The sequence below is a fragment of the Stenotrophomonas sp. SBJS02 genome, assembly GCF_020428325.2.
Lineage (GTDB): Bacteria > Pseudomonadota > Gammaproteobacteria > Xanthomonadales > Xanthomonadaceae > Stenotrophomonas > Stenotrophomonas africana.
In genome coordinates, this window is sequence record NZ_CP109812.1 from 1,246,083 (window position 1) to 1,268,510 (window position 22,428).

The 22,428-nt window shown below is 66.3% G+C and carries 26 protein-coding genes; 9 read left to right on the forward strand and 17 right to left on the reverse strand.

What is annotated here, in order from left to right; all coding sequences use genetic code 11:
- Positions 1–34: 34 nt before the first annotated feature.
- The gene (gene minC / locus FQS62_RS05860; protein ID WP_049445946.1) at positions 35–880 is read right to left on the reverse strand and encodes a septum site-determining protein MinC; all 846 of its coding nucleotides are present in this window, start codon (positions 878–880) and stop codon (positions 35–37) included.
- Positions 826–1,422 carry a GNAT family N-acetyltransferase gene (locus FQS62_RS05865; RefSeq protein ID WP_005408535.1) on the reverse strand — a complete coding sequence of 199 codons (597 nt, stop codon included), beginning with the start codon at positions 1,420–1,422 and terminating at the stop codon, positions 826–828. The genes minC and FQS62_RS05865 overlap by 55 nt, the downstream gene beginning before the upstream one ends.
- 150 nt (positions 1,423–1,572) lie before the next feature.
- Here FQS62_RS05865 and FQS62_RS05870 point away from each other — a divergent pair, with 150 nt between their 5' ends.
- The 4 genes from FQS62_RS05870 to FQS62_RS05885 all read left to right on the forward strand — a co-directional run bounded on the left by FQS62_RS05870 (position 1,573) and on the right by FQS62_RS05885 (position 5,194).
- Entirely contained in the window at positions 1,573–2,769 is a 1,197-nt protein-coding gene (locus FQS62_RS05870; protein WP_208044012.1) for a sensor histidine kinase, read from the forward strand.
- Positions 2,769–3,410 (forward strand): response regulator, encoded by a 642-nt coding sequence (locus FQS62_RS05875; RefSeq protein ID WP_049445942.1) that lies wholly within the window; start codon positions 2,769–2,771, stop codon positions 3,408–3,410. Before FQS62_RS05870 ends, FQS62_RS05875 begins: the two co-directional genes overlap by 1 nt.
- 233 nt (positions 3,411–3,643) lie before the next feature.
- Positions 3,644–4,717 (forward strand): polyketide cyclase, encoded by a 1,074-nt coding sequence (locus FQS62_RS05880; RefSeq protein WP_049445941.1) that lies wholly within the window; start codon positions 3,644–3,646, stop codon positions 4,715–4,717.
- A gap of 105 nt (positions 4,718–4,822) precedes the next feature.
- Complete coding sequence (locus FQS62_RS05885; RefSeq protein WP_049445939.1) at positions 4,823–5,194, forward strand: DUF423 domain-containing protein; 372 nt, start codon at positions 4,823–4,825, stop codon at positions 5,192–5,194.
- Positions 5,195–5,690: 496 nt separating this feature from the next.
- Here FQS62_RS05885 and FQS62_RS05890 read toward each other — a convergent pair whose 3' ends face one another.
- From FQS62_RS05890 to FQS62_RS05910, 5 genes are read right to left on the reverse strand one after another with little or no spacing between them, the layout of a single operon-like run.
- Positions 5,691–6,500 carry a M15 family metallopeptidase gene (locus FQS62_RS05890; RefSeq protein WP_208044013.1) on the reverse strand — a complete coding sequence of 270 codons (810 nt, stop codon included), beginning with the start codon at positions 6,498–6,500 and terminating at the stop codon, positions 5,691–5,693.
- Positions 6,501–6,509: 9 nt separating this feature from the next.
- Positions 6,510–7,103 carry a PH domain-containing protein gene (locus tag FQS62_RS05895; RefSeq protein WP_208044014.1) on the reverse strand — a complete coding sequence of 198 codons (594 nt, stop codon included), beginning with the start codon at positions 7,101–7,103 and terminating at the stop codon, positions 6,510–6,512.
- 3 nt (positions 7,104–7,106) lie between these two features.
- Positions 7,107–7,286: a DUF4177 domain-containing protein gene (locus FQS62_RS05900; protein ID WP_005408542.1), complete on the reverse strand. Its 180-nt coding sequence runs from the start codon at positions 7,284–7,286 to the stop codon at positions 7,107–7,109.
- A complete protein-coding gene (locus FQS62_RS05905; RefSeq protein WP_005412615.1) occupies positions 7,283–7,462 on the reverse strand; it encodes a type II toxin-antitoxin system antitoxin in 180 nt (59 codons plus the stop codon). The genes FQS62_RS05900 and FQS62_RS05905 overlap by 4 nt, the downstream gene beginning before the upstream one ends.
- A 45-nt stretch (positions 7,463–7,507) precedes the next feature.
- Entirely contained in the window at positions 7,508–8,389 is an 882-nt protein-coding gene (locus FQS62_RS05910; protein ID WP_024956284.1) for an SPFH domain-containing protein, read from the reverse strand.
- 137 nt (positions 8,390–8,526) lie between these two features.
- Between FQS62_RS05910 and purT the strand changes: the two genes are divergently transcribed.
- Complete coding sequence (gene purT / locus FQS62_RS05915) at positions 8,527–9,714, forward strand: formate-dependent phosphoribosylglycinamide formyltransferase (RefSeq protein WP_088480549.1); 1,188 nt, start codon at positions 8,527–8,529, stop codon at positions 9,712–9,714.
- A gap of 62 nt (positions 9,715–9,776) precedes the next feature.
- Here purT and FQS62_RS05920 read toward each other — a convergent pair whose 3' ends face one another.
- The 3 genes from FQS62_RS05920 to FQS62_RS05930 all read right to left on the reverse strand — a co-directional run bounded on the left by FQS62_RS05920 (position 9,777) and on the right by FQS62_RS05930 (position 12,092).
- Positions 9,777–10,013: a hypothetical protein gene (locus FQS62_RS05920; RefSeq protein WP_049447054.1), complete on the reverse strand. Its 237-nt coding sequence runs from the start codon at positions 10,011–10,013 to the stop codon at positions 9,777–9,779.
- Between the two features lie 67 nt (positions 10,014–10,080).
- Positions 10,081–11,298, reverse strand: a complete 1,218-nt coding sequence (locus FQS62_RS05925) for an endonuclease/exonuclease/phosphatase family protein (protein WP_208044015.1) — start codon at positions 11,296–11,298, stop codon at positions 10,081–10,083.
- 38 nt (positions 11,299–11,336) lie between these two features.
- Positions 11,337–12,092, reverse strand: a complete 756-nt coding sequence (locus tag FQS62_RS05930; RefSeq protein ID WP_049447050.1) for an arginyltransferase — start codon at positions 12,090–12,092, stop codon at positions 11,337–11,339.
- 156 nt (positions 12,093–12,248) lie between these two features.
- Here FQS62_RS05930 and FQS62_RS05935 point away from each other — a divergent pair, with 156 nt between their 5' ends.
- Complete coding sequence (locus FQS62_RS05935; RefSeq protein ID WP_088480548.1) at positions 12,249–12,815, forward strand: EF-hand domain-containing protein; 567 nt, start codon at positions 12,249–12,251, stop codon at positions 12,813–12,815.
- Between the two features lie 52 nt (positions 12,816–12,867).
- On the opposite strand, the gene FQS62_RS05940 is transcribed toward FQS62_RS05935, so the two are convergent.
- From FQS62_RS05940 to FQS62_RS05955, 4 genes are all read right to left on the reverse strand, one after another.
- Positions 12,868–14,085 (reverse strand): RNA polymerase sigma factor, encoded by a 1,218-nt coding sequence (locus FQS62_RS05940; protein WP_088480547.1) that lies wholly within the window; start codon positions 14,083–14,085, stop codon positions 12,868–12,870.
- A gap of 208 nt (positions 14,086–14,293) precedes the next feature.
- A complete protein-coding gene (locus tag FQS62_RS05945) occupies positions 14,294–14,803 on the reverse strand; it encodes a pathogenicity-like protein (protein ID WP_049447046.1) in 510 nt (169 codons plus the stop codon).
- A gap of 3 nt (positions 14,804–14,806) precedes the next feature.
- Positions 14,807–15,715: an acyl-CoA thioesterase II gene (gene tesB / locus FQS62_RS05950; protein ID WP_208043956.1), complete on the reverse strand. Its 909-nt coding sequence runs from the start codon at positions 15,713–15,715 to the stop codon at positions 14,807–14,809.
- Between the two features lie 140 nt (positions 15,716–15,855).
- Positions 15,856–16,632: an enoyl-CoA hydratase/isomerase family protein gene (locus FQS62_RS05955; RefSeq protein ID WP_032127589.1), complete on the reverse strand. Its 777-nt coding sequence runs from the start codon at positions 16,630–16,632 to the stop codon at positions 15,856–15,858.
- 34 nt (positions 16,633–16,666) lie between these two features.
- Here FQS62_RS05955 and FQS62_RS05960 point away from each other — a divergent pair, with 34 nt between their 5' ends.
- Positions 16,667–17,113, forward strand: coding sequence for a copper chaperone PCu(A)C (locus FQS62_RS05960; protein ID WP_099588810.1), 447 nt, complete (start codon positions 16,667–16,669; stop codon positions 17,111–17,113).
- A 71-nt stretch (positions 17,114–17,184) separates the two neighbouring features.
- Here FQS62_RS05960 and FQS62_RS05965 read toward each other — a convergent pair whose 3' ends face one another.
- The 3 genes from FQS62_RS05965 to uvrA all read right to left on the reverse strand — a co-directional run bounded on the left by FQS62_RS05965 (position 17,185) and on the right by uvrA (position 21,435).
- The gene (locus FQS62_RS05965) at positions 17,185–17,910 is read right to left on the reverse strand and encodes an enolase (protein WP_208042985.1); all 726 of its coding nucleotides are present in this window, start codon (positions 17,908–17,910) and stop codon (positions 17,185–17,187) included.
- Positions 17,911–18,034: 124 nt separating this feature from the next.
- Positions 18,035–18,442, reverse strand: coding sequence for an acyl-CoA thioesterase (locus FQS62_RS05970; protein WP_049447042.1), 408 nt, complete (start codon positions 18,440–18,442; stop codon positions 18,035–18,037).
- Positions 18,442–21,435 carry an excinuclease ABC subunit UvrA gene (gene uvrA, locus FQS62_RS05975; protein ID WP_049447041.1) on the reverse strand — a complete coding sequence of 998 codons (2,994 nt, stop codon included), beginning with the start codon at positions 21,433–21,435 and terminating at the stop codon, positions 18,442–18,444. Before uvrA ends, FQS62_RS05970 begins: the two co-directional genes overlap by 1 nt.
- A gap of 340 nt (positions 21,436–21,775) precedes the next feature.
- On the opposite strand from uvrA, the gene rplU reads away from it, so the two are divergent.
- Both rplU and rpmA read left to right on the forward strand, forming a co-directional pair.
- Positions 21,776–22,084 carry a 50S ribosomal protein L21 gene (gene rplU, locus FQS62_RS05980; protein ID WP_005408557.1) on the forward strand — a complete coding sequence of 103 codons (309 nt, stop codon included), beginning with the start codon at positions 21,776–21,778 and terminating at the stop codon, positions 22,082–22,084.
- 18 nt (positions 22,085–22,102) lie between these two features.
- Entirely contained in the window at positions 22,103–22,366 is a 264-nt protein-coding gene (rpmA, locus tag FQS62_RS05985) for a 50S ribosomal protein L27 (protein ID WP_005415704.1), read from the forward strand.
- Positions 22,367–22,428 lie beyond the last annotated feature (62 nt).

The window sequence follows — 22,428 nt, forward strand, 5'->3', positions numbered from 1 at the left end:
GGACTTCTCCTGATGATTCTGTTTGGGTGCTGCGTCAGTCCAGCGCAGCGATCTTGATCTGGTCCTGTTCCAGCCACACCTGAACGGCCTTGCCGCGCAGGGAGTCCGGGACATCGTCCAGTACCTTGTAGTGGCCAGCAATGGCGACCAGTTCCGCATGGAAATCACGGCAGAAGATGCGTGCCGCGGTGTTGCCCTGGGCCCCTGCCAGCGCGCGGCCGCGCAGGGTGCCGTAGATATGGATGCTGCCATCGGCGATGACCTCGGCGCCGGCGCCGACGGTGGCCATCACGGTCAGGTCGCAGTTCTCAGCGTACAGCTGCTGGCCCGAACGCACGTTGCCCAGCTGCATGCGGCCCGGCTGCGGTGCAGCGGCGTCGGCCGCCTTGGCTACCGGCGTGGCGGGCGCCGGCTTCGGCTCGGCACGCACCGCGCGGCGCGGTTCCGGCGCGGGCGGCGGCGGGGCCGGTTCGGCCTCCGCACGCTCGTACTGCGCACGGAACTTGGCCAGCAAAGGCAGGCCGAGCTGCTGCGAGAGCAGGTCGACCGCACTGGTGCCGTAGGCCAGTGCCACCGGCAACACACCGGCGTTGCGCAGGCCATCAACCAGCGCCTGCGCGGTGGCCACGTCCGGCACCTGGCTCAGGCCGCCGAAGTCGAGGATCACCGCAGCGCGGCCGAACAGCTTCGGTGCACGGGTGACGCGCTCGCGCATTTCCTGCACGAGGCGCTCGACATCGAGGGTACGGATGCGCAGGTTGGCGATGCCCACCTGGCCGATCTTCAGTTCACCGGCCTGTTCGTAATCGAAATTCACCGCCACGCTCAGGTCCCCGTCGGCCGCTGTGCCTGCGCCGGCAGCTGCCGGGCACGTGTCCATGCCACATCCGGCAGCTTGCCGCCGTAGGTCTCCTGGACCCACGGGTAGCTGCACAGTTCCTTGGCCAGCATGCTGGCGCGCACATCGACCTGGGCCATGGTGTTCTGGCCCAGCTCGCGGAAGCCGAAGCTGCCGTGGAAGAGCAGGGCGGCATCGGCGCCATGGTCGAGGAAGACCTCGCAGGTCATCTGCGGGTAGCGCAGCTCGGCGAAGCTCTGCGCGTCGGCATAGAACGCACGGCCGACGCCACCGCCGCGACGGCGACTGGCGACCACGATGCGGTCGATGTAGAAGAACGGGGTGTCCAGCTGCTGCTTGAACCAGGCGAAATTGCTGCTGTCGTGCTGGCTGTCGCTGCCGAAGCCGATCAGGAATCCGGCCAGGTTGCCGTCGCGCTCGGCGACGCGGAAATACTCAGCGGTTTCGTAGAACAGGCGCAGACGGGCCGCATCCAGGGGAAGGATGGCCAGGCCAGCGTTGTTGTTCAAAGCCAGGACGGAATCGAGCTCGTGCTCGCGCACGTCGCGGATGACAATCGACATTGTGACTCCGTGGGGTAACGCGGTTGGTCCATCAAGGGACCCTGCGCACGATTATTGCATGCCCGGGGTGGGCTGCGGCATGAACAGGCGACCGGGCAGGCATGACTTCCGTGGGGTGCGGTACGCAGGCGCGGCCCGTAGAGTGCTGGCATGTTGGGAGTCCTCAGCCATACCCGTGTCCTCCGCCTGGCCGGCCTGTTCACCTGGGTCATGGTCGGCCTGCCGTTGGCATACTCGCAGTTCGAGAACTTGCACAGCCGCAACGACATGGGCGGCTGGGCGATCCTGCTGTTCGTCGCCTACCTGTCCTTCGGCACCGCCTATTACTGGCTGACCCGCATCCTGCGCAGCGACAGCCACACCAGCTGGCTGGACCGTGGCCTGTTGCTGCTGCTGACGATCTCTGCGCTGGGGGTGAGTTTCCTGAGCGGCTCGGGCCTGGGCAGCATCCTGATGATGGTCGCCGCTGGGGTTATCCCGTGGATGCTGTCGGTACGGCTGGGCGTGCTGTGGCTGCTGGTCAGCCAGCTGGCGGTGGCGCCGGTCTACTACATGCTGCTGCGCTTCCCGCTGTTCGAAGCGGTGATGCAGTCGCTGCTGTATGGCGGCTTCTCCATGTTCATCTTCGTGACCAGCCTGGTCGCTCGCCAGCAGACCGAGGCCCGCGATGAGCAGCGCCGGCTCAATTCGGAACTGCGCGCCACCCGCGCCCTGCTGGCCGAGAGCGCCCGGGTCAACGAGCGCACCCGTATCTCGCGCGAGCTGCATGATCTGCTGGGCCATCAGCTGACCGCGCTGACCCTGAACCTGGAAGTGGCCGGGCATCTGGCCGAGGGCCAGGCGCTGGAGCATGTGAAGCGATCCCACGCGTTGGCCAAGCTGCTGCTGGGCAATGTGCGCGAGGTCGTCAGCCAGCTGCGCGAGACCGGTGCCATCGATCTGGCTGCGGCCCTGCGCCCGTTGACCGAGAACGTGCCCTCGCTGGACATCCAGCTGGAGATCGAGGATCCGCTGAACGTGGAGGATCCGCAGCGGGCCCACGTGCTGCTGCGCTGCACCCAGGAAATCATCACCAACGCAGTACGCCACGCCAGTGCGCGCCACCTGTGGATCAAGGTGTACCGTGAAGCCCCCGACCGGGTGGTAGTCGAGGCCCGCGACGACGGCGTCGGCGCGGATATGGTCAATGTGGGCAATGGCTTGCGCGGCATGCGCGAGCGCCTGCAACAATGTGGTGGCCAGCTGCAGATCGAGACCCGTCCCGGCGAAGGCTTCCGGCTGCGGGCGACGGTGCCGGCAACGGTGCTGGTGGCCGCCCTTACCAAGGTTCCTGAAGGAGTGCGTTGATGATTCGCGTCTGCCTGGTCGACGACCAAACCCTGGTGCGGCAGGGAATCCGCTCCCTGCTGGCGCTCGACGACGGTATCGAGGTGGTGGCCGAGGCCGGCGATGGCCGGCAGGCGGTCGAGCTGATACCGCAGGTGCGTCCCGACGTGGTCCTGATGGACATGCGCATGCCGGTGATGTCCGGCCTGGAGGCGCTGCAGATGCTGTCGCGCCAGGAGCAGCTGCCGCCGACCATCATCCTCACCACCTTCGATGACGACCAGCTTGTGCTGGCCGGGCTCAAGGCCGGTGCCAAGGGCTATCTGCTCAAGGACGTGACCCTGGCGCAGCTGGTCGGTGCCATCCGCACCGTGGCCGACGGCGGCTCACTGGTGCAGCCGGCCGTGACCCAGCGCCTGCTGTCCGGCCTGGAGCACATGCGCAACGAGTTCGTCAGCCTGGACCGTCCGGACCCGCTGACCGACCGTGAGACCGAGATCCTGCGGCTGATGGCCAGTGGCTTCTCCAACAAGGAGATCGCCAATTCGCTGGGTGTCGCCGAAGGGACCATCAAGAACCACGTGTCCAACATCCTCTCCAAGCTGGGCGTGCGCGACCGTACGCGCGCCGTACTGAAGGCGTTCGAACTCCAGCTGGTCTGAGAAAAATCGTTCTGGTACAAAGACTTGGGCGAGGGTCAGAGGTTGCGGCCAAGGTTGCCCCCTACTGGCCAGTAGCCGTATGCGTTACCCTTCGAATTCTTTGTCCATACAAATACGCAGCCGGCAGGGAAACCGGTGCGCCAATCCCGATAAACAATGCCCGCGAAGCCTGCTAGGATTGGCGCTTCGCTTCAATCAACCCGGCCGTGGGATCGGCCCCGGAGACTCTCTGAATGACCCGTATTATCGAGTTCCTGATCGCCTTGGGGATCGTGGCTGGCCTGTTCGTCATCATTGGCGTATGTCTGCCGGGCGAGCGTCACATCACCGAAAGCATCGAGACCAACCGCAAGATGACGATCGTGTACGACACGGTCAGCAGTCTGCGCCGCTTCAAGGACTGGAACCCGCTGGTACTGCGCGATCCCGCCGTTGAACTGAAGCTGTCCGGCCCGGCCTCCGGCGTCGGTGCCACCCTCGACTTCACTTCCAAGGACCTGGGCACCGGTTCCTGGAAGATCACCGAAGCCGAAGAGAACAAGCGTGTTGCCATCGCCATCGAAGACGCCACCAAGGGTCACGACAAGATCAGCACCTTCACCCTGGAGCCGACCGGCAAGGGTGGCCGCAACGTCAAGATCACCCAGGACTACTCGGTGAAGTACGGCTTCGACCTGTTCGGTCGTTACGCCGGCCTGTATGTCAGCCGCCAGATCGGCGACGACATCAAGATGGGTCTGTCGCGTATGGCCAACATGCTGGCCAGCGTCCCGAACGTCGACTACCGCACCCCGGAAGCCCCGCTGACCGACCTGGCCATCGTCGATGTGCCGGCTGAAGACCTGCTGGTCGTCAACGCCGGTAACGTGGACCGCGGTCAGGACACGATCACCAAGTCGATCAAGGACAACCAGGAGTGGATCAAGCGCGTGATGGAGGCCAATGGCCTTGAAGCCGCCGGTCCGTTCCGCATCATCACCACCGACTTCGGCCAGGAGAAGTACGCCTTCGACATCGCCCAGCCGGTGAAGAAGAAGGGTGCTGAAGGTGCCACCGCTGAAGAGCTGACCGTCAAGATCGACGGCGGCGCTCCGGTCAAGTACGTGCACGTGGCTCCGCACCGTTCGGCGCATGCGGCCTACACCGGCCACATGGCGGGTCTGGACGTGGCCCGCAACGGCCTGCGCGCCTGGGCCGTGACCTCGGGCAACGAAGTCATCGACCGTCCGTACGAGTCCTGGAAGGACGGCATCGACAAGTCGTTCACTCCGGAAGGTACCTACGACATCTACTGGGCCGTCAAGTAAGCCTCGGCTGACCCATGTAGTGTTGGACACGAAAACGCGCCGCTCATTGCGGCGCGTTTTTTTTTGATCTGGCGCCCGGCAAGGGGCGCTGCGCAAGGAGCCCACATGTTCAATCTGGAACGTCGCGCACGTAAGCCTTCGCTGCTGGCCTGCCTGGGGGCATTGCTGGCCGCTGCCTCGATCGGCCTGTCTGCCTACGCCTCGCACGGTGTGACCGACCCGCTGGCGCAGCAGCATCTGAACATGGCGGCGCTGTACGCGTTCGCACACGGTGCGGTGCTGGTAGCGCTTGGCCCGCGCGCGCAGGGCGCGATCGCGCATCTGGCGCTGTATGTGCTGCTGCTGGGCGTGCTGTTGTTCTCTGGCAGCCTGGTGGGCGGCGCGCTGTGGCAGTGGCCGACGCGGATGGCGCCGATCGGCGGCACCAGCATGATGGCCGGATGGGTGTTGCTGGCGATCAATGCGTTGAGGCGGTAACTGAGTCGACATTGTCGCTTCAATCCATGCTGATGCGATCTGCAGCGTTCAGGGGCGTTACTTTTTCTTTCGCGCGAAAAGAAAAGTAATCAGAAGAAACGCGCCGCCGGCCGCGAGCCGATGCTGCGCATCGGTACCCTGTGCTCCTCGGTCCGCCGAGGGACGGTGCGGGAACTCGCTGCGCTCAGACACCCGCACCTCTTCGCCCTCGCCGGACCTGCGGTGCTCGGCTCGCTTGAAGGCGGACCCAACAGCTGCACGCTGATTCGTTGTAGAGGCTTCGAGCGAAGCGACCCGCTTTTGTCTTTGCTCTCTTGTTCCATTCCGTGGCGGACGCACACGGAAACTGTCAAAGGCCGGGCGGGTAGGCTGGGCAGGGGTATCCGCGCCATGGATGGCGCGGCTAAGCCTCCAGGGACGGATTCACGGCGTCCCCTGCCCAGCCTACCCGCCCGGACAGCTCCATGAATTTCGCATTGCTTTCGCCACGAGGGGCTCAGCCGTTGGCCGGTTTCCAGCACCAGTGCCAGGGTTCGTAGACGATGCCGTGCGGATTGTCGCGCGGGTAGCTCAGCTGGAAGCCATGCCCGCCCGCATGTGCCTGCAGCCACGCGAACGCGTCGGTGGCTTCGAAGGTCTCTTCGGCGGGAGCATCGCCGGGGGTGCCAATGTCCAGCGCGTGGCCGCTGTGGTGTTCGCTGAAACCCGGGGCGGCATTGACCTTCAGGATCTCCGCCACGCTCAGGCCGCGCGCCAGTTTCCGTTCAAAGATGCCCAGCTGGTAGGCATGGCTGCGGAAGCCGGAGATCGCGTCCAACGCAATGCCATCGCGTGCCGCGTGCAGTCGCATCCGTCGCCAGCCCTGCGCGGTGCCACGGCGCAGCCATAGCGGCCGGGCGAAGCGGTCGCGGCCGGCAAAATGCAGCAGGCACGGTTCGGGCTCCAGCGGCAGGCCGCTGTCGTCGGCGTAGCGCTGCGGGTCCAGGCCGAGCTGCTGCAGGCGCTGCTGCAGCCCGGCCAGCGGAAGCCATTGTTCTTCCAGCGCAGCGCCAACCGGGCGTGCCGCCGTGGCGTCGAGCAGTGTCAGTGCGTCCTCGACCCCGGGCTCTCGCGGCAGGCGCGGCACCATCGAATGCACGCCGTGCGGCAGTACGGCCGCCAGATAGCGGCCATCGCGCTTGCGTCGCAGCACCCATCGCGCCCGTGCCAACAGGCGTGCGTCGAGGTTGCTGCGTGCGCGCAGCAGGTGGGCAGGCCACAGTTCGATGGCCTCGGTATTGATCAGCAGGGGCAGGCGTCGTTGCATCGCCTCAGCTTACTGCCGTGGTGCCGGTGCGGCCACCTTGCGTAGTGCATCGAGCAGCGACTGCGGCCGGTCCAGACTGAGCAGCAGCGTGCTGCCATCGCTGACCGGCAGGGCGAGAACGCGCGTGCGGTCGGTGACCAGCGCGAAACCCTTGCCGCCGCCCTGCAGGCGGAAGTGGCCGGAATAGAAACCCGGCATTGCATAACCGTTGGTCTTGAAGCGGATGCCATAGCGAGGGTCACGTTGCAGGTCGACCACCCCGGCCTGGTCCAGCCGCAGTTGCGCCACCGGCACGCGCCGTCGGTACATCGTCGAGCGCACGTCCAGCACGTCGCCGGCCAGTTCCACCCGACGGCGGAAGAAGGCTGTGCCCAGTCCGATGCCGAGCAGGGCGATCACCAGCAGGCTCCATGCCGCACTGCCGCCCATCCGGAACCAGGGCGGCGACAGCGTTACTTCGATCCAGGGTGCCGTGGCAGGCGCCTTGTACAGTTGTGCATACAGGCAAGCGACGAAGGCTGCCAGCAATGGCAGCACGACCCACAGCACGCGTAACGGCGAACTCTCGGCCACGTCGAACGGTTTCGGGTCACTGCCGCCCACGGCTCAGGCCTCCTTCTTGAACACCAGCATCGCCGGGCGCATCGGCGCCGGGATGATGATGTTGACCAGCTCCCAGCCCAGTTGGCCCTGGCGGCTGAGTTCGGCCTGGACATCCTCAGGCTTCAGCACGCCCATCATGGACGTCTTGACCTCGATCGTCTGGTAGCTCCAGCGCTTGCTCATTCCTTGTCCTCCGGCGATGGCTTGGGTTTTGGCAGGCGTCCTGCCTTGCGCAATGCGTCGCGCAGTACGTATTCGATCTGTGCGTTGAGGCTGCGCAGCTCGTCGTCAGCCCAGCGCTGTGCCGCGGCCAGGACCTCGGCATTGATGCGCAGCGGATAGGCTTTCTTCTCACTCATGAAAACTCCTGGCGGGGCGGTGGGGCGCCCCGTTGCGAGGGTGGTTCAGTACAGGGAGCCGGCATTGACGATCGGCTGGGTGCCGCGGTCCGAGCACAGCACGGTCAGCAGGTTGCTGACCATGTGCGCCTTGCGTTCCTCGTCCAGCTGCACCACGCCGTTCTTCTGCAGTTCGGCCAGGGCCATCTCGACCATGCCCACCGCACCGGCAACGATGCGCGTGCGCGCGGCGATCACCGCGTTGGCCTGCTGCCGCTGCAGCATCGCCTGGGCGATCTCGGCGGCGTAGGCGAGGTGGCTGATACGCGCGTCGATCACCTGCACACCGGCATCGGCCAGGCGCTCGGCCAGCTCGTTCTTCAGGTGCTGGGAGATTTCACTGGCGTGGCTGCGCAGGGCCAGCTGGCCATCCTCGTGTTGGTCGTAGGGATAGCTGGTGGCCATCGCACGCAGCGCCGATTCGGACTGGATGTGCACGAAGCTCTCGTAATCGTCCACGTTGTAGACCGCCTCGGAGGCATCGACCACCTGCCAGACGATCACCGCGGCGATCTCGATCGGGCTGCCGTCCAGCTCGTTGACCTTCAGCTTGCCGCTCTCGAAGTTGCGCACGCGCTGGCTGACCCGGCGCTTGGCAAAGAACGGGTTGTTCCAGCGCAGGCCGTTGTCCTTCACGGTGCCCACGTACTTGCCGAACAGGCTCAGCACGGCCGCCTGGTTGGGCTGGATGGTGTACAGGCCGGCCAGGATGAACACGCCCAGCGCCACCAGCAGGGCGCCCAGCAGCATCAGCAGGAGGTTGGGCGAGCCGGCGCTGGCCTTGGCTGCCACGCCCAGTACGAACAGGGCGGCACCAGCGAGGGCGACGAGCAGGGCGCCGGCCAGCGTGCCGAGGCCGTTGAGGGAAGATAGCGACTTCTCTTTCATGGCGGTACGTCCTTGAGGGTTCGGAATGAAGATATCAAAGTGATATCACTTTTCGACTACCGTTCGTCGGATGCCGTGGCCAGGGGGCGTGGCCAGCTAGAATGCCCACCCGCCTTCACATCGCTGCTGGAACCGCCATGGCCAAGCTTGGAACTCCGTTGTCCCCCTCCGCCACCCGCGTGCTGCTGCTGGGCTCGGGCGAACTCGGCAAGGAGGTGGCCATCGAGCTGCAGCGGCTGGGCGTGGAGGTGATCGCCGCCGACCGCTATGCCGATGCCCCGGCCATGCAGGTCGCGCACCGCTCGCATGTGATCGACATGCTCGATGCAATGGCGCTGCGTGCGCTGATCGCGCAGGAGCAGCCGCACCTGGTGGTGCCGGAGATCGAGGCCATCCACACCGAAACCCTGGTCCAGCTGGAACAGGAGCAGGGCCTGCGGGTGATCCCGACCGCGCGCGCTGCGCGCCTGACCATGGACCGCGAAGGCATCCGCCGCCTGGCCGCCGAGACCCTGGGCCTGCCGACCTCGCCGTACCGCTTCGTCGATACCGAGGCCGAATACCGTGCTGCCGTGGCCGCCATCGGCCTGCCGTGCGTGGTCAAGCCGGTGATGTCGTCCTCGGGCAAGGGCCAGAGCACCCTGCGCAGCGAAGCAGACATCGCACCGGCGTGGGAGTACGCGCAGACCGGTGGCCGTGCCGGTGCCGGCCGCTGCATCGTCGAAGGTTTCATCGATTTCGATTACGAGATCACCCTGCTGACCGTGCGCCATGCCGGCGGCACCTCGTTCTGCGCGCCGATCGGGCATCTGCAGAAGGATGGCGATTACCGCGAAAGCTGGCAGCCGCAGCCGATGTCGAGTGCTGCGTTGGCGCGTGCCGAAGAGATCTCGCGTGCGATCACCGACGACCTCGGCGGCTGGGGCCTGTTCGGTGTGGAGCTGTTCGTGAAGGGCGACGAAGTATGGTTCAGCGAAGTGTCGCCGCGCCCGCACGACACCGGCCTGGTGACGCTGGTATCGCAGGAGCTGAGCGAGTTCGCGCTGCATGCGCGCGCCATCCTCGGCCTGCCGATCCCGGTGATCCGCCAGAGCGGCCCGTCGGCCTCGTGTGCGCTGCTGGCACATGGCGAGGGCGTGCCGTATTTCAACAACGTCGCCGCCGCCCTGCAGGTGCCGGATACCGTCGTGCGCCTGTTCGGCAAGCCGAGCGTGCACGGCCATCGCCGCGTGGGTGTGACCCTGTCGCGCGCGGAAACCATCGACGAAGCACGCGCCATCGCGCGTGATGCCGCCGACGCCATCGGCGTCGAGCTGCGCCCTTAAGCCTGCATCTGCTTTTTGCAGAGCCGAGTCCAGGCTCGGCTCTGCAATCGCCGTGGCAGGTACTAGCGTCTACGCCAGGGCAGCACGGTCACATGAATGATGGCCACGATGCCCAGCGTCGAACCATAGAGCCACCAGGTACCAAAGCGGTCGGCGTAGCCCTTCCAGCAGGCAACTGCGGCCGGAATCAGGCCGATCAGCACCAGGGGCAGCAGGGTGAATACCCATCTTTGGCGCATGGCCATCAGCAACGCAATCACCGCAGCAACGCCGGCAATGATCAGCAGATTCTTCTTCAAGTGCGGCTCCCCTTGCCGTTCCGTTGCTGGACTCTAACAAAGGGGCGCCGCCTTCTGTAAAGACGCCTTACGGCTTCACGTCCACCCACACCAGATGGTGGTCGCTGCCGTCGGCGATCTTCGCTTCCGGGCTTTCATTGGCCGGCCAGAAGATGCCGCTGCCCACGTATTCGAAACCGGTCGAGGGCAGTACGTAGTCCAGGCGCATGGTGCCGGACTTCGGGCCGAAATCGCCAGTGGCGTGGAACGGTGCGCCCTTGCGCTCGATGCCCTTGGCCGCATAGGCCAGGCTGGTCTGCTCGCCGCCGACGCTGCGCGGGGTGGGGTAGCGCAGCACGCGGGCGTTCTCGATCAGCTCGACGATCGCCTCATGGCGGCCATCGCCGTCGACCGGGTCGTTGTTGAGGTCGCCGAGGATCACGAAGCGCGCGTCCTGCGCCAGGCCACCGCACTGGCCCTTGTCGTCGCACAGCCACGGCTTGTCACCCTTGGACAGGTATTCCTGCCACAGGCGCAGTTCATCGTGGTTGCGTGCTGCGTTGCGCTTTTCCGGGCCGTCGAATACCGGCGGGGTCGGGTGCGAGACCAGCGCGTGGATAACGCCGCCCGGGGCCTTCACCGGCACGTCCCAATGCGACTTCGACGACAGGCGCAGCTGCGACCACACATGATCGTTGTAGAAGCTCTTGCCGGTGCGTGGGTCGACCGGACGGATCGCGCCGGGCATCGCGCTCCACTTCAGCAGCTGGAAGCTGCGCACCTTGGCTTCATCGATCGGGTAGCGCGACAGCACCAGCATGCCGTATTGGCCCGGGTGCAGGCCGTAGCCCCAGGCATCATTACCGCGGCTGCGGCCTTCGCCGCCGACCACGCCGTTGTTGTCCAGGTCCAGTCCACTGGGCACGCCGGTATTGACCGGGGCCAGGTAGCGGTAGGCGAAGTGCAGCGGCTTGCCGCCACCGGGCTGGGCCACTTCCAGGTAGCGCTTCTGGAACAGGTCGGCGGCGCGATGGGCGTCGTCGAAATCGAATTCGTTCAACAGCACCAGATCCGGACGCACCTGCTGCAGTACCGCGGCGATCTTGCGTGCGTGCTCGCTGTCACCTTCCAGTTCCTTGATCAGGCCACCGGCGTCGTCGGAATACAGCGAGGTGTTGTAGGTGGCCAGGCGCAGCGCAGCGGACGGCTTTTCGGTCATCGCGGGGGACGTGGCGAAGGCAGGGGCGCTGGCGCCGCAGAGCAGGGCCAGTGCGAGGATCAGGGGAGGGCGGCGGGTCATGTTCATGGGCCGTATTGTGCACCCGGCCCGGTGTCAGCGGTTTGTCAGCGCCCGTCCAGATCGTTGTCGAAATCGTGCCAGCGGCGGCCATCGTAGGCTTCCAGCGGATGGAAGCGACGCTTGTAGTCCATCTTCTGGTGGCCACGGATCCAATAGCCCAGGTACACGTGCGGCAGCCCCTCGCGGCGTGCCCATTCGATCTGCTGCAGGATCGCGAAGGTGCCCAGTCCACGTGCGGCGTGGTCCGGGTCGAAGAAGGTGTAGACCGCCGACAGGCCGTGCTCGGTGACGTCGGTCACCGCCACCCCCAGCAGTTGGCTGGGCTGACCGTCGTGGCCGGGCAGGCGCATTTCCATGAAGCGGGTGTGCGACCAGCTGCCGATCAGGAACTGCTCGAATTCGTGCGGGCCATGGTCGTCCATGCCGCCGTTGGCGTGGCGGTGGGTGAGATAACGGTGATACAGCGCGAACAGGTCGTCCCGGGCGGTGGCGGCGGTGATCCGCACCTCGAGGTCGTCATTGCGGGCGGCACAGCGGCGCTGGCTGCGGTCCGGGGCGAAGCGGGCCACCGGGATGCGCACCGCCACGCAGGCCTGGCAGTGCGCGCAGTGCGGCCGGTAGACCAGATCGCCACTGCGGCGGAAGCCCCAGCTCAGTGCCAGCGGGTACAAGCCACCAAGGCGACGATCGTGCGGATCCAGCACCAGGTCGCGTGCCACCCGGTCCGACCAGTACCCGCAGGGGTGCTCGCCGGTCTGGAAAAGCCGCAGTTCGTCGTCTCTGTCGCCATGAATCGCCATGGGCACAGCATAGCCCCAGGTTGTCGCAGTGGCGGCGACTGTCCGCCGGATGAATGGAACTGGCAGCAGCGTCAACCGATGTCGCGCCCGGGCGTTGTTGTCTCCCGAGGGTGAAGTGATCACCCCGACGCAATTCCCATCCCCAGGAGTGACCCCATGATCCGTACCCCCCTGCTGCTGGCTCTGCTGCTCGGCACCTCTGCTTCCGGTATCGCGCTCGCGGCCGACACCCCGACCACGCCCGCGCAGCGCCCGGCCAGGCTGGACACCAACGGCGACGGCGTCATCGACCGCAGCGAGGCCGCTGCCCACCCGCGCCTGGCCGCGAAGTTCGACGAGCTGGACAAGAACAAGGATGGCAAGCTCTCGCGCGATGAGCTGCCGCGCTGGCAGCATGGTCGCCGTGGCCATGGCGGTGAGCGCTGGGCCAAGCTGGACGTCAACAAGGACGGCCGCATCAGCCGCGAGGAAGCCAAGGCCGACCCGCGCCTGGCAGCTCGCTTCGACCAGCTTGATCTGAACAAGGACGGCTACCTGGACAAGGCTGACCGCGAGCTGCGCATGAAGCAACGTCGTGATGCCTGGTTCGCTGCCGCCGACACCAACAAGGACGGCCAGCTGAGCAAGGCCGAGTTCGACGCAGCCAAGGGCCCGATGCACGGTGGCCCGCGCCATGGCGGTCCGCGTGATGGCGCTGCGCCGAAGCCGCAGCCGCAGCGCTGAGGGTCAACGCGGTGAAATGACGACAACGCCGGCAGACTGCCGGCGTTGTCCGTTACACGTTTCCGTTGCGCATCAGCGCATAGACCACCAGACCGATCACGAATACGTTCGCCCCGATGATGCCGGTGCGCCCGTACACGGATTCGTATTTCCAGTTGGTTCCGCTGCGGCCGCGCCGCGCTGAATCGCGCGCGATCATGGGTGCCATCACGCGCTGCAGCGGCACCAGGCACTGGTAGTTCACCGTACCCAGGCCGATGACGAGAATCGCAAGTTGCAGCCAGAATGGCACCTGCAGCATCAGCGAGATCAGCAGGCTGGTGCAGACGACCATCGCGGTGAACGTATTGAGGTGCACGAAGCGTCGCACTGCTGTTCGTTCCTGCTGGGTGTCTGCGAAGCGCAGCAGGAAGCGGCCACCCAGATAGCTGCCGATGATGCCGCCGACGACGCCACCGGCAACGGTGGCCCAGTCGCTGGCGGGAATCAGGTGCAGCTGGCTGGCGGCGGCCGTCAGTGAACCCATGGCGGCCCCGCCTGCGGCACTGACGCCGCCCAGGCCCAGCTTGCTGCCGCCCACGCCGATACCGGTGCCGAGCAGGATCGCTGCGCTGGCAGTGCCGGGCGCGGCCACCAGTACCATCGAAACCACCGCCGTAGCGAACGCGGCACTGGGTGCGCTGCTGCGCGCGAACTCGCCGAAGCGCTGCAGCAGGCCATCGCGCACCAGGGCGCGGGCACGCGACAGGCGCTTGCGCACGGCGGCGTCACTGAGCCCAAGCAGGTCGGCCACCTGCTGCGAGCGCTGGCCTTCGCGGTAGTACAGCAACAGCACTTCGCGGCTGTCGGCGGGCAAGGCGGAAATGATGTCCTCGGCGGCGATCTCTTCCTCCACCCGCTGCAGGCGGTCGGCCGCGCCCGGCGACGGGTCGGCGGCCATGCCCATCGCCACCTCGGCCGCCTCGCCGGTCAGCGGCCGGCCACGTTGTGCACGTAGCCAGTCGCGGGCCAGGTTGCGGGTGATCTGCCGCAGCCAAGGCAGGAAACTGGTCGAACTGCGCAGCTGGTGCAGCTGCTGCCAGCCCTTGACGAAGGCCTCCTGGGCGATGTCCTCGCTGGCCTGGCGGTCGCGGGTGATGGCCAGCGCGATGGCGGTGACCGTGTTCTGGCAGGCCAGCACGATACGGCCATAGGCGTGCTGGCACCCGCTGGCGGCGGCGGGCAGTTCGCGTTCCAGGGTCTGGTCGATCGATGCGGCGAACGTCGTCATGGCGGCGGCTCTCCTGCTGGGATTGTGTCCCATGACGGAGCCGCGCGCCCAATGTGACCAACTTTCTGTGCGGTAGTGCCGGCCGCTGGCCGGCAACCTCATGACAAAAAAGGGGACGGAGGGGATTAAGTCGTTTGTGCCTCAAACGACTTAATCCCCTCCGTCCCCTTTTTGCGGCTGCCGGCTAGCGGCCGGCCCTACCCGTGCGTCACTTCGAGGGCTGGATGCGGACCCGGACTTCTTCCTCTTCCGGTGCGGCCTGCGGAGCCGGTTGCGTTTGCTGCGGCTGGGCCTGCGGGGCAGGGGCCGGTGCGACCGGCGCCGGTGCGCCGCGATGGCGCAGGCCGATCACCAGCGCCACGCCGGCGATCACCACCAGCAGGGCGATGCGGATGCGCCAGGCCCAGCTGCGGCCACCGCTGCCCTGTTCCGGCGCGTCGCGGAAGGCGAATTCGGCGGTCGGATGGTCGCGGCGGGTGGTGTCGAGCAGTCGCGCCTCGCGCAGGATTTCACGCGCGCGCGGCTGGTCGTCGGCGCGCACGATCCACACCGCTGGGTAGGCGTTGGCGTTGCCCAGGTCGGTGTAGCTGAACTGGCCGCGGCGGCGGGTCTTGTACGAGCGTCCATTGGTCACTTTGACGTCGATGCCATGCCCGCGCAGGAGCTCGGCCACGCCTTCGACGGTTTCCACGCGCTGGCTGCTGAAGATCTGGCGCATGGGTTACTCCTTGGCTGGCACGGCGGCGGCCGCGGCCTGGTCGGGAACGACGCGGATCAGGCCTTCCTGCGCGGTGCTGGCCACCAGTACGCCATTGCGGGTGAAGAACTGGCCGCGTGCCAGGCCGCGCGAATCCTGCGCGCTGGGGCTGTCCAGCGAGTACAACAGCCAGTCGTCGGCACGGAACGGGCGGTGGAACCAGATTGCGTGGTCGAGCGAGGCCATCTGCACGTGCGGGTGGTAGTAGCTGATGCCGTGCGGGAAGGTCGCCGTGCCCAGCAGGTGGAAGTCGGAGGCGTAGGCCAGCAGCGCCTGGTGCAGCTCCGGCGCATCGCCCACCGGTTCGCTCAGGCGCAGCCACACCTGGTGGTAGGGCGGGCGCTTGGGCGGGTTGAGTTCGTCACGCGGGTAGACGTGGCGGAACTCGAACGGGCCGCCGCGCGACAGCCAGCGCTGCACCTTGATCGGCAGCCGCTCCAGCACTTCGGCCGGCAGCGGACGGTCCGGTTCGATGTCTTCCGGCTGTGGCACTTCGGGCATCTTGTGCTGGTGCTCGGCGCCGGTCTCGGCCTGCTGGAACGAGGCCGCGCAGAAGAAGATCACCTTGCCGTGCTGGATCGCGGTGACCCGGCGCACCGAGAAGCTGCCGCCATCGCGGGTGCGGTCCACGTCGTAGACGATCGGGTGGTCGATGTTGCCCGCGCGCAGGAAATAGGCGTGCAGCGAGTGCACGTGGCGGCCATTGTCGACCGTGGCCTGCGCCGCGGCCAGCGCCTGGCCCAGTACCTGCCCGCCGAACACGTACTTGGTGCCAATGTCGCGGCTCTGCCCGCGGAACAGGTTGTCCTCCAGCCGCTCCAGCGTGAGCAGGTCGATCAGCTCGGAGACGACGGGTTCGGGCGTGTCGTTCAAGGGGGGCGGCCACAGCAGTGAAGAGGCCCCGATTATACCGGTGCAGGCCAGCCCATCATCGGTAGTGCCGGCCGCTGGCCGGCAGCCTCATGAGCCAGTTGGGGCGCCTGCGATGGCCGGCCAGCGGCCGGCACTACCGTTCACTTGCCGAGGCGCGCCACCAGTGCCTGCAGCGCGTTCTGCGCATCCGGGGCGAACCATGCCTCGACAAAGCGGTCCAGCTGGATCAGGTCCGGGTGCAGCGCCTCATGCAGGTCGGCACGGGCAATCGCGCGGGTCAGCAGCATCGGCTGGCGCGGCTGCTTGAGCAGGTTCTGCAGCCAGGCAATGGCGCGTGCCACCACCAGGTCGCCCTCGGCCAGCTCATCCACCAGGCCGATCTGCAGCGCCTGTTCGGCCGGCACCAGCGAACCGGTGGTCAGCAGCACGCCGGCGCGGTGCACGCCCACCGCACGACGCAGCAGGCGCTGGATGCCCTCCGGCGCGATCAGGCCGACCTGCACTTCGTTCAGGCCGATGGCATACGGCCGCGACGGATCGGCGCTGCGCGCCATCACCCGGTAATCGCAGCACAGGGCCAGCACGCAGCCACCTGCCGGGGCGTGGCCGGTGATCGCCGCGACCACCGGAATGCGACTCTCTGCCAGTGTGCGCACGGCGCCAAAGAAGGCGTTCCAGGTGTCCAACAACTTGTGCTTGTCATCGCCATGCGAGAGCAGGTGCGGCACGTCCATGCCGCCGGTGAAGATGCGCTCGCTGCCCGACAGCACGATGCCGTGCGCGTCTTCGGCCATGGCCAGCTCGATGGCATGGATCAACTGCCGGCACAGTTCGGTGTCCAGTGCGTTGACCGGCGGCCGCGCCAGGCGCAGTTCGCGGATGGGGCCATGGTTGATCACCTCGATGAGCGTCGTCATGCTGCGGTCTCGTTGCGAAGAAGGAACCCGGGCGATGATAACCAAACCATTCGTTGGCGTACTGTTGGTTCTGTGTGCGGCCGCAGCATCGGCTTCGGTGGCCGAACCGGCCTGCGTCACTGTGGAGCAGGGCTGGGCGCGGCTGCCACCGAATCCGGCGATGCCGATGACCGCCGGCTATGGCGTGATCCACAACGGCTGCAGCAAGGCGGTGGCGATCACTGGTGCAGCCAGCAGCAGCTTCGATGATGTGTCGCTGCACGAAACCACGATTGTCGATGGCGTCAGCCGCATGCGCGCGATCGAACGCCTGCCGCTGGCAGCCGGCGCGCGTGCCGAGCTCAAGCCCGGCGGCCTGCACCTGATGCTGATGCAGGGCAAGGGCGCGCTGAAGGAAGGGCAGGTGCTGCCGCTGCGCCTGCGGCTCGAAGGCGGTGGTGAAGCGAGCGCGACGCTGACCGTGCGCAAGGCCACGCCGTAGCGGGATGGTAGTGCCGGCCGCTGGCCGGCAACACGGGTATGCCGGCCAGCAGCCGGCACTACCAAAGAGGCTTACGACCAATCGTACGAGAACAGCACCGTGCGGCTGACCGGCTCGTACAGCATCACGATCGCGTCGGCACCGGTGGCGCACCAGTTGTAGCCGGCTACGTCGGCCACGGCGAAGAATCTGTTGCCATTGCGGGTGATGATCACCGTTTCGGCATCGTCCGCAGCGTTGGGGTCATCGGCTGCCTCGGTGAAGCCCAGTTCGAAGGCCGCGGGAATCTCCGCGGTCTCGGTCCAGTTGCCGAAACCAATCGGGCCACCCAGCGTATCCAGATAATCGCGCTCGCTGGCCTCACCCTTGCCATAGCGCGAGTAGCAGGCGAGGCGACCGTGCACGGCATGGTAATCGCGGGCCTTGGCGTAGCTCTCGCGCATCTGCGCGATGTGTTCCTGCGCGTGCTTGTCCTGCACCGCGTCGCCGATGAAATAGCCCTCGTTGCCGAGGAAACGCATCTCGTTGCCGGCGGTCAGTTCGAAGGCGATCCAGTTGGTGCCGGTGAACTCGTTGTGGTGTTCTTCGGTGGTCTCGCCGATGCAGCCGTCGTACGGCTCGATCGGGCACAGCATCGTTGCCACCTGGCCGGCCAGTTCCGGGCGCAGCACACCCAGGTCGATCTTCAGCAGCGGCAGCAGGTGCTGGCCGAGCCAGGCCTGGCCGGCGGGAAAGACGTCGGTGGGGAAGGGGACCATGCCGGGCAGCAGGTCGCGCAGTTCGGTCTGGTGGATCATCTCAGTCCTTTGAGCCGGGCGGGTAGAGTCGAGCTTGCTCGACTGATCCGGCAAGCAGCAGTCGAGCAAGCTCGACTCTACGAGTCACAGGGTCGGGCATGCCGGCCAGCGGCCGGCACTACCTTCAGGTGGAGGCGTTGCGGATGGCGTCCGGCAGCGGCGCGCTCTTGCCGGTCTGCGTGTCCATCCACACCACCACCACGTTGCCGTCCGAATACAGCCTCGACTCATCCTGCTGGTCGACGATGCGATGGCCGATGGTCACGCTGCTGTTGCCCAGACGCTCGACGAACAGCTCGACCAGGATGTCGTTGGGCCACACGATCGGCAGCCGGTAGTTGACGTTGGTGGCAGCTACCACCGGGGCGATGCGGTCGGTCATCGACACGCCTTCCACGCCCAGCATCCAGCGCACGCGCGCCTCTTCCAGGTAGGAGATGTACTTGGCGTTGTTGACGTGGCCCATGCTGTCCATGTCACGCCAGCGCACGCTGATCGGGATGCGGGCCAGGATCTTGTGTTCGCTGCTCATCAGGCGTCCTTTTTCTTCTTGCTGGCAGTTGCGGTCTTGCTGGCCTTGCCGGTGCTCTTGGCGGCGGCGACCTTCTTGGCGGGCTTCTCAGGCTTCACCTTGCGCGGCGGGCGTGCATCGGGCTTGTTGGCCACGGCGGCGGGCTGCTCCGGGCGCGCACTGGTGGACGGCAGCATGCGCGCAAGGAACTGGCCGGTATACGACTGCGGGCAGGCCGCCACGTCTTCCGGCGTGCCGGTCACCAGGATGGTGCCGCCGCGATGGCCGCCTTCCGGACCCAGATCGACGATCCAGTCGGCGGTCTTGATCACGTCCAGGTTGTGCTCGATCACCACCACCGTGTTGCCTTCGTCGCGCAGCTTGTGCAGCACGCCCAGCAGCGCTTCGATGTCGTGGAAGTGCAGGCCGGTGGTCGGCTCGTCGAGGATGTACAGGGTGCGGCCGGTATCGCGGCGCGACAGTTCCTTGGACAGCTTCACGCGCTGCGCTTCACCACCGGACAATGTGGTCGCGCTCTGGCCCAGCTTGATGTAGCTCAGGCCGACGTCGACCAGCGTTTCCAGCTTGCGCGCGATCGACGGCACCGGCTCGAACAGCTTCAGCGCATCCTCGACGGTCATTTCCAGCACGTCGTTGATGTTGAAGCCCTTGTACAGGATCTCCAGCGTCTCGCGGTTGTAGCGCTTGCCATGGCAGACATCGCACGGCACGTACACGTCCGGCAGGAAGTGCATTTCGACCTTGATCAGGCCATCACCCTGGCAGGCTTCGCAGCGGCCGCCGCGCACGTTGAAGCTGAAGCGGCCCGGCGAATAGCCACGCGCACGCGCTTCGGGCACCTGTGCGAACAGTTCGCGCAGGGGGGTGAACAGGCCAGTGTAGGTGGCCGGGTTCGAACGCGGGGTGCGGCCGATCGGCGACTGGTCGATGTCCACCACCTTGTCGAACAGATCCAGGCCATCGATCTCCTTGTAGGGGGCGATCGGGTGCGAGGCGCCGTTGATCTCGTTGGCGGCCAGCGAGAACAGGGTGTCGTTGATCAGGGTCGACTTGCCCGAGCCGGATACACCGGTCACGCAGGTCAGCAGGCCCGACGGAATCGCCAGGTCCACGCCCTTCAGGTTGTTGCCGGTCGCCCCACGCAGGTGCAGGGTCATCTTCGGGTTCGGCGTGTGCCGGCGCGCCGGAATCTCGATCGCGCGCTTGCCCGACAGATACTGGCCGGTCAGCGAGCGCGGCGCCTCCAGGATGTCCTGCAGGGTGCCCTGGCCGACGATCTCGCCGCCATGCACGCCCGCGCCCGGGCCGATGTCCAGCACGTAGTCGGCCAGCCGGATCGCATCCTCGTCATGTTCGACCACGATCACCGTATTGCCCAGGTCACGCAGCCGGGTGAGGGTGCCAAGCAGGCGTTCGTTGTCGCGCTGGTGCAGGCCGATCGATGGCTCGTCGAGCACGTACATCACGCCGACCAGGCCGGCACCGATCTGGCTGGCCAGACGGATGCGCTGCGCTTCGCCACCGGACAGGGTGTCGGCCTTGCGCTCCAGGGTCAGGTAATCCAGGCCGACATCGACCAGGAAGCCGAGGCGTTCGCCGATCTCCTTGACGATCTTCGCGGCGATCTCGCCGCGCCAGCCCGGCAGGCTCAGTTCACTGAAGAACTTCAGTGCCTCATCGATCGGCAGCACCACCAGGTCCGGCAGCGGACGGTCGGCCACGAACACGTTGCGCGCAGCCTTGTTCAGGCGCGCGCCGTTGCATTCCGGGCACGGCTGTTCGCTGATGTACTTGGACAGCTCCTCGCGCACCGCCGGCGACTCGGTTTCCTTGTAGCGGCGTTCAAGGTTGGGAATGATGCCCTCGAAGCGATGCTTGCGCTGGGTGCGGCCACCGGCTTCGGTGAAGTAGGTGAAGGTGATTGTTTCGTCGCCGCTGCCGTACAGCACGGCCTGCTGCACCTTGGCCGACAGCGAGTTCCACGCGGCGTCCACGTCGAACTTGTAGTGCTTGGCCAGCGAGGCGATCAGCTGGAAGTAGTAGGCGTTGCGACGGTCCCAGCCGCGCACCGCACCAGCGGCCAGCGACAGCTCCGGATGCACCACCACGCGCGAAGGGTCGAAGAACTCGGCGATGCCCAGGCCATCGCAGCCCGGGCAGGCGCCCATCGGGGCGTTGAACGAGAACAGGCGCGGTTCCAGCTCCGGCAGCGAGTAGTCGCACACCGGGCAGGAGTACTTGGAGGAGAACAGTGCCGGCGTGGCGTCGGCGCTGTCCAGGCTCTGCACCGAGGCCATGCCATCGCCCAGTTTCAACGCGGTCTCGAAGCTCTCGGCCAGGCGCTGCTTGATGTCCTCGCGCGGGCGGAAGCGGTCGATCACCGCCTCGATGGTGTGCTTCTGGCGCAGCGCCAGCGGCGGCACCGCATCGATTTCATATAGCTCGCCGTCCACGCGTACACGCACGAAGCCCTGCGCGCGCAGCTGGTCGAAGACCTGTGCGTGTTCGCCCTTGCGGTCGCGGATGACCGGCGCCAGCAGCATGTAGCGCTGCTCCGGGTCCAGCGTCAGCACCTGATCGACCATCTGGCTGACCGTCTGCGCTTCCAGCGGATAGCCGTGGTCCGGGCAGCGCGGGGTGCCGACGCGGGCGTACAGCAGGCGCAGGTAGTCGTAGATCTCGGTGATGGTGCCGACCGTCGAACGCGGGTTGTGCGAGGTTGACTTCTGTTCGATCGAGATGGCCGGGGACAGGCCTTCGATGTGGTCCAGGTCCGGCTTTTCCATCACGCTCAGGAACTGGCGTGCGTAGGCCGACAGCGACTCGACGTAGCGGCGCTGGCCTTCTGCATAGATGGTGTCGAACGCCAGCGAGGACTTGCCCGAACCGGACAGGCCGGTGATCACGATCAGCTTGTCGCGGGGCAGGTCGAGGTCGAGGTTCTTCAGATTGTGCGTCCGCGCGCCGCGGATGCGGATGAAATCCATCGCCATGGGGGATCCGGTTGTGGGGGCGTTGGCTGGGTGCCGGGCCAGCAGGGAACGGCAATCGGTCAGCCTACCGAGGTGACCAGATGGGGGCAATGGGCCACAATGCCAGCCCGATGTCTCACCTGATGAGACAGGCCGACAGCTTTGTGTAGAGCCGAGCCATGCTCGGCTGCCTGGACCCCGAACCGTTCAGCCGGGCATGGTTCGGCACTGCGGGGGCTGGCCGTCCAGGCCGTTCAGGGGTTGACTTGACCCGCGGCCGTTGATCTGCGTACAATCCCGCTCCTGTCCGCCCTCGATGGCGGCAGCTCAGACCACAATAACTACAGAGGAAGGCCTGGTCATGTACGCAGTACTGGTCACCGGCGGTAAGCAATACCGCGTGGCGCAGGGCGAAAAGCTCCGCATTGAAAAGCTCGAAGTCGAAGTCGGCAGCGAGATCAAGTTTGACAACATCCTGATGCTGGGTGACAGCGACGGCGTGAAGCTGGGCGATGCGCTGAAGGGCGCTGCCGTCACCGCCAAGGTCCTGTCCCAGGGTCGTGCTGACAAGGTCCGGATCATCAAGTTCCGTCGCCGCAAGCACCACATGAAGCGTCAGGGTCACCGTCAGTACTACACCGAAATCGAGATCACCGGCATCGCCGGCTAAGCATCAGGAGAAGCAGTCATGGCACATAAAAAGGGCGTAGGCTCCTCGCGCAACGGTCGCGACTCCAACCCGAAGTACCTGGGCGTCAAGATCTTCGGCGGCCAGGCCATCGAAGCCGGCAACATCATCGTGCGTCAGCGCGGCACCCAGTTCCACCCGGGTTCGGGCGTTGGCCTGGGCCGTGACCACACCCTGTTCGCCCTCGTGGACGGCAAGGTGGAGTTCTCGGTCAAGGGCGCCAAGAAGCGTCGCACCGTCAGCATCGTCTCGGCCGACGCCTGATCCAGGCATCGCCGGCACCCATGCCTCGGCATGGCTGTGCTGGATGAAGAGTACGCTGCATG

What these genes read in the sequence shown, in the direction of transcription:
- FQS62_RS05935 (WP_088480548.1), top strand. Translation starts at nt 12,249, where the DNA reads ATGATCCGTACCCCCCTGCTGCTGGCTCTGCTGCTCGGCACCTCTGCT.
- FQS62_RS05900 (WP_005408542.1), bottom strand. Translation starts at nt 7,286, where the DNA reads ATGAGCAAGCGCTGGAGCTACCAGACGATCGAGGTCAAGACGTCCATG.
- rplU (WP_005408557.1), top strand. Translation starts at nt 21,776, where the DNA reads ATGTACGCAGTACTGGTCACCGGCGGTAAGCAATACCGCGTGGCGCAG.
- FQS62_RS05865 (WP_005408535.1), bottom strand. Translation starts at nt 1,422, where the DNA reads ATGTCGATTGTCATCCGCGACGTGCGCGAGCACGAGCTCGATTCCGTC.
- FQS62_RS05965 (WP_208042985.1), bottom strand. Translation starts at nt 17,910, where the DNA reads ATGATCCACCAGACCGAACTGCGCGACCTGCTGCCCGGCATGGTCCCC.
- FQS62_RS05960 (WP_099588810.1), top strand. Translation starts at nt 16,667, where the DNA reads ATGATAACCAAACCATTCGTTGGCGTACTGTTGGTTCTGTGTGCGGCC.
- FQS62_RS05925 (WP_208044015.1), bottom strand. Translation starts at nt 11,298, where the DNA reads ATGAACATGACCCGCCGCCCTCCCCTGATCCTCGCACTGGCCCTGCTC.
- FQS62_RS05875 (WP_049445942.1), top strand. Translation starts at nt 2,769, where the DNA reads ATGATTCGCGTCTGCCTGGTCGACGACCAAACCCTGGTGCGGCAGGGA.
- FQS62_RS05880 (WP_049445941.1), top strand. Translation starts at nt 3,644, where the DNA reads ATGACCCGTATTATCGAGTTCCTGATCGCCTTGGGGATCGTGGCTGGC.
- FQS62_RS05970 (WP_049447042.1), bottom strand. Translation starts at nt 18,442, where the DNA reads ATGAGCAGCGAACACAAGATCCTGGCCCGCATCCCGATCAGCGTGCGC.
- FQS62_RS05905 (WP_005412615.1), bottom strand. Translation starts at nt 7,462, where the DNA reads ATGAGTGAGAAGAAAGCCTATCCGCTGCGCATCAATGCCGAGGTCCTG.
- uvrA (WP_049447041.1), bottom strand. Translation starts at nt 21,435, where the DNA reads ATGGCGATGGATTTCATCCGCATCCGCGGCGCGCGGACGCACAATCTG.
- FQS62_RS05890 (WP_208044013.1), bottom strand. Translation starts at nt 6,500, where the DNA reads ATGCAACGACGCCTGCCCCTGCTGATCAATACCGAGGCCATCGAACTG.
- rpmA (WP_005415704.1), top strand. Translation starts at nt 22,103, where the DNA reads ATGGCACATAAAAAGGGCGTAGGCTCCTCGCGCAACGGTCGCGACTCC.
- FQS62_RS05885 (WP_049445939.1), top strand. Translation starts at nt 4,823, where the DNA reads ATGTTCAATCTGGAACGTCGCGCACGTAAGCCTTCGCTGCTGGCCTGC.
- FQS62_RS05940 (WP_088480547.1), bottom strand. Translation starts at nt 14,085, where the DNA reads ATGACGACGTTCGCCGCATCGATCGACCAGACCCTGGAACGCGAACTG.
- purT (WP_088480549.1), top strand. Translation starts at nt 8,527, where the DNA reads ATGGCCAAGCTTGGAACTCCGTTGTCCCCCTCCGCCACCCGCGTGCTG.
- FQS62_RS05930 (WP_049447050.1), bottom strand. Translation starts at nt 12,092, where the DNA reads ATGGCGATTCATGGCGACAGAGACGACGAACTGCGGCTTTTCCAGACC.
- FQS62_RS05945 (WP_049447046.1), bottom strand. Translation starts at nt 14,803, where the DNA reads ATGCGCCAGATCTTCAGCAGCCAGCGCGTGGAAACCGTCGAAGGCGTG.
- FQS62_RS05955 (WP_032127589.1), bottom strand. Translation starts at nt 16,632, where the DNA reads ATGACGACGCTCATCGAGGTGATCAACCATGGCCCCATCCGCGAACTG.
- FQS62_RS05910 (WP_024956284.1), bottom strand. Translation starts at nt 8,389, where the DNA reads ATGAAAGAGAAGTCGCTATCTTCCCTCAACGGCCTCGGCACGCTGGCC.
- minC (WP_049445946.1), bottom strand. Translation starts at nt 880, where the DNA reads ATGGACACGTGCCCGGCAGCTGCCGGCGCAGGCACAGCGGCCGACGGG.
- FQS62_RS05870 (WP_208044012.1), top strand. Translation starts at nt 1,573, where the DNA reads ATGTTGGGAGTCCTCAGCCATACCCGTGTCCTCCGCCTGGCCGGCCTG.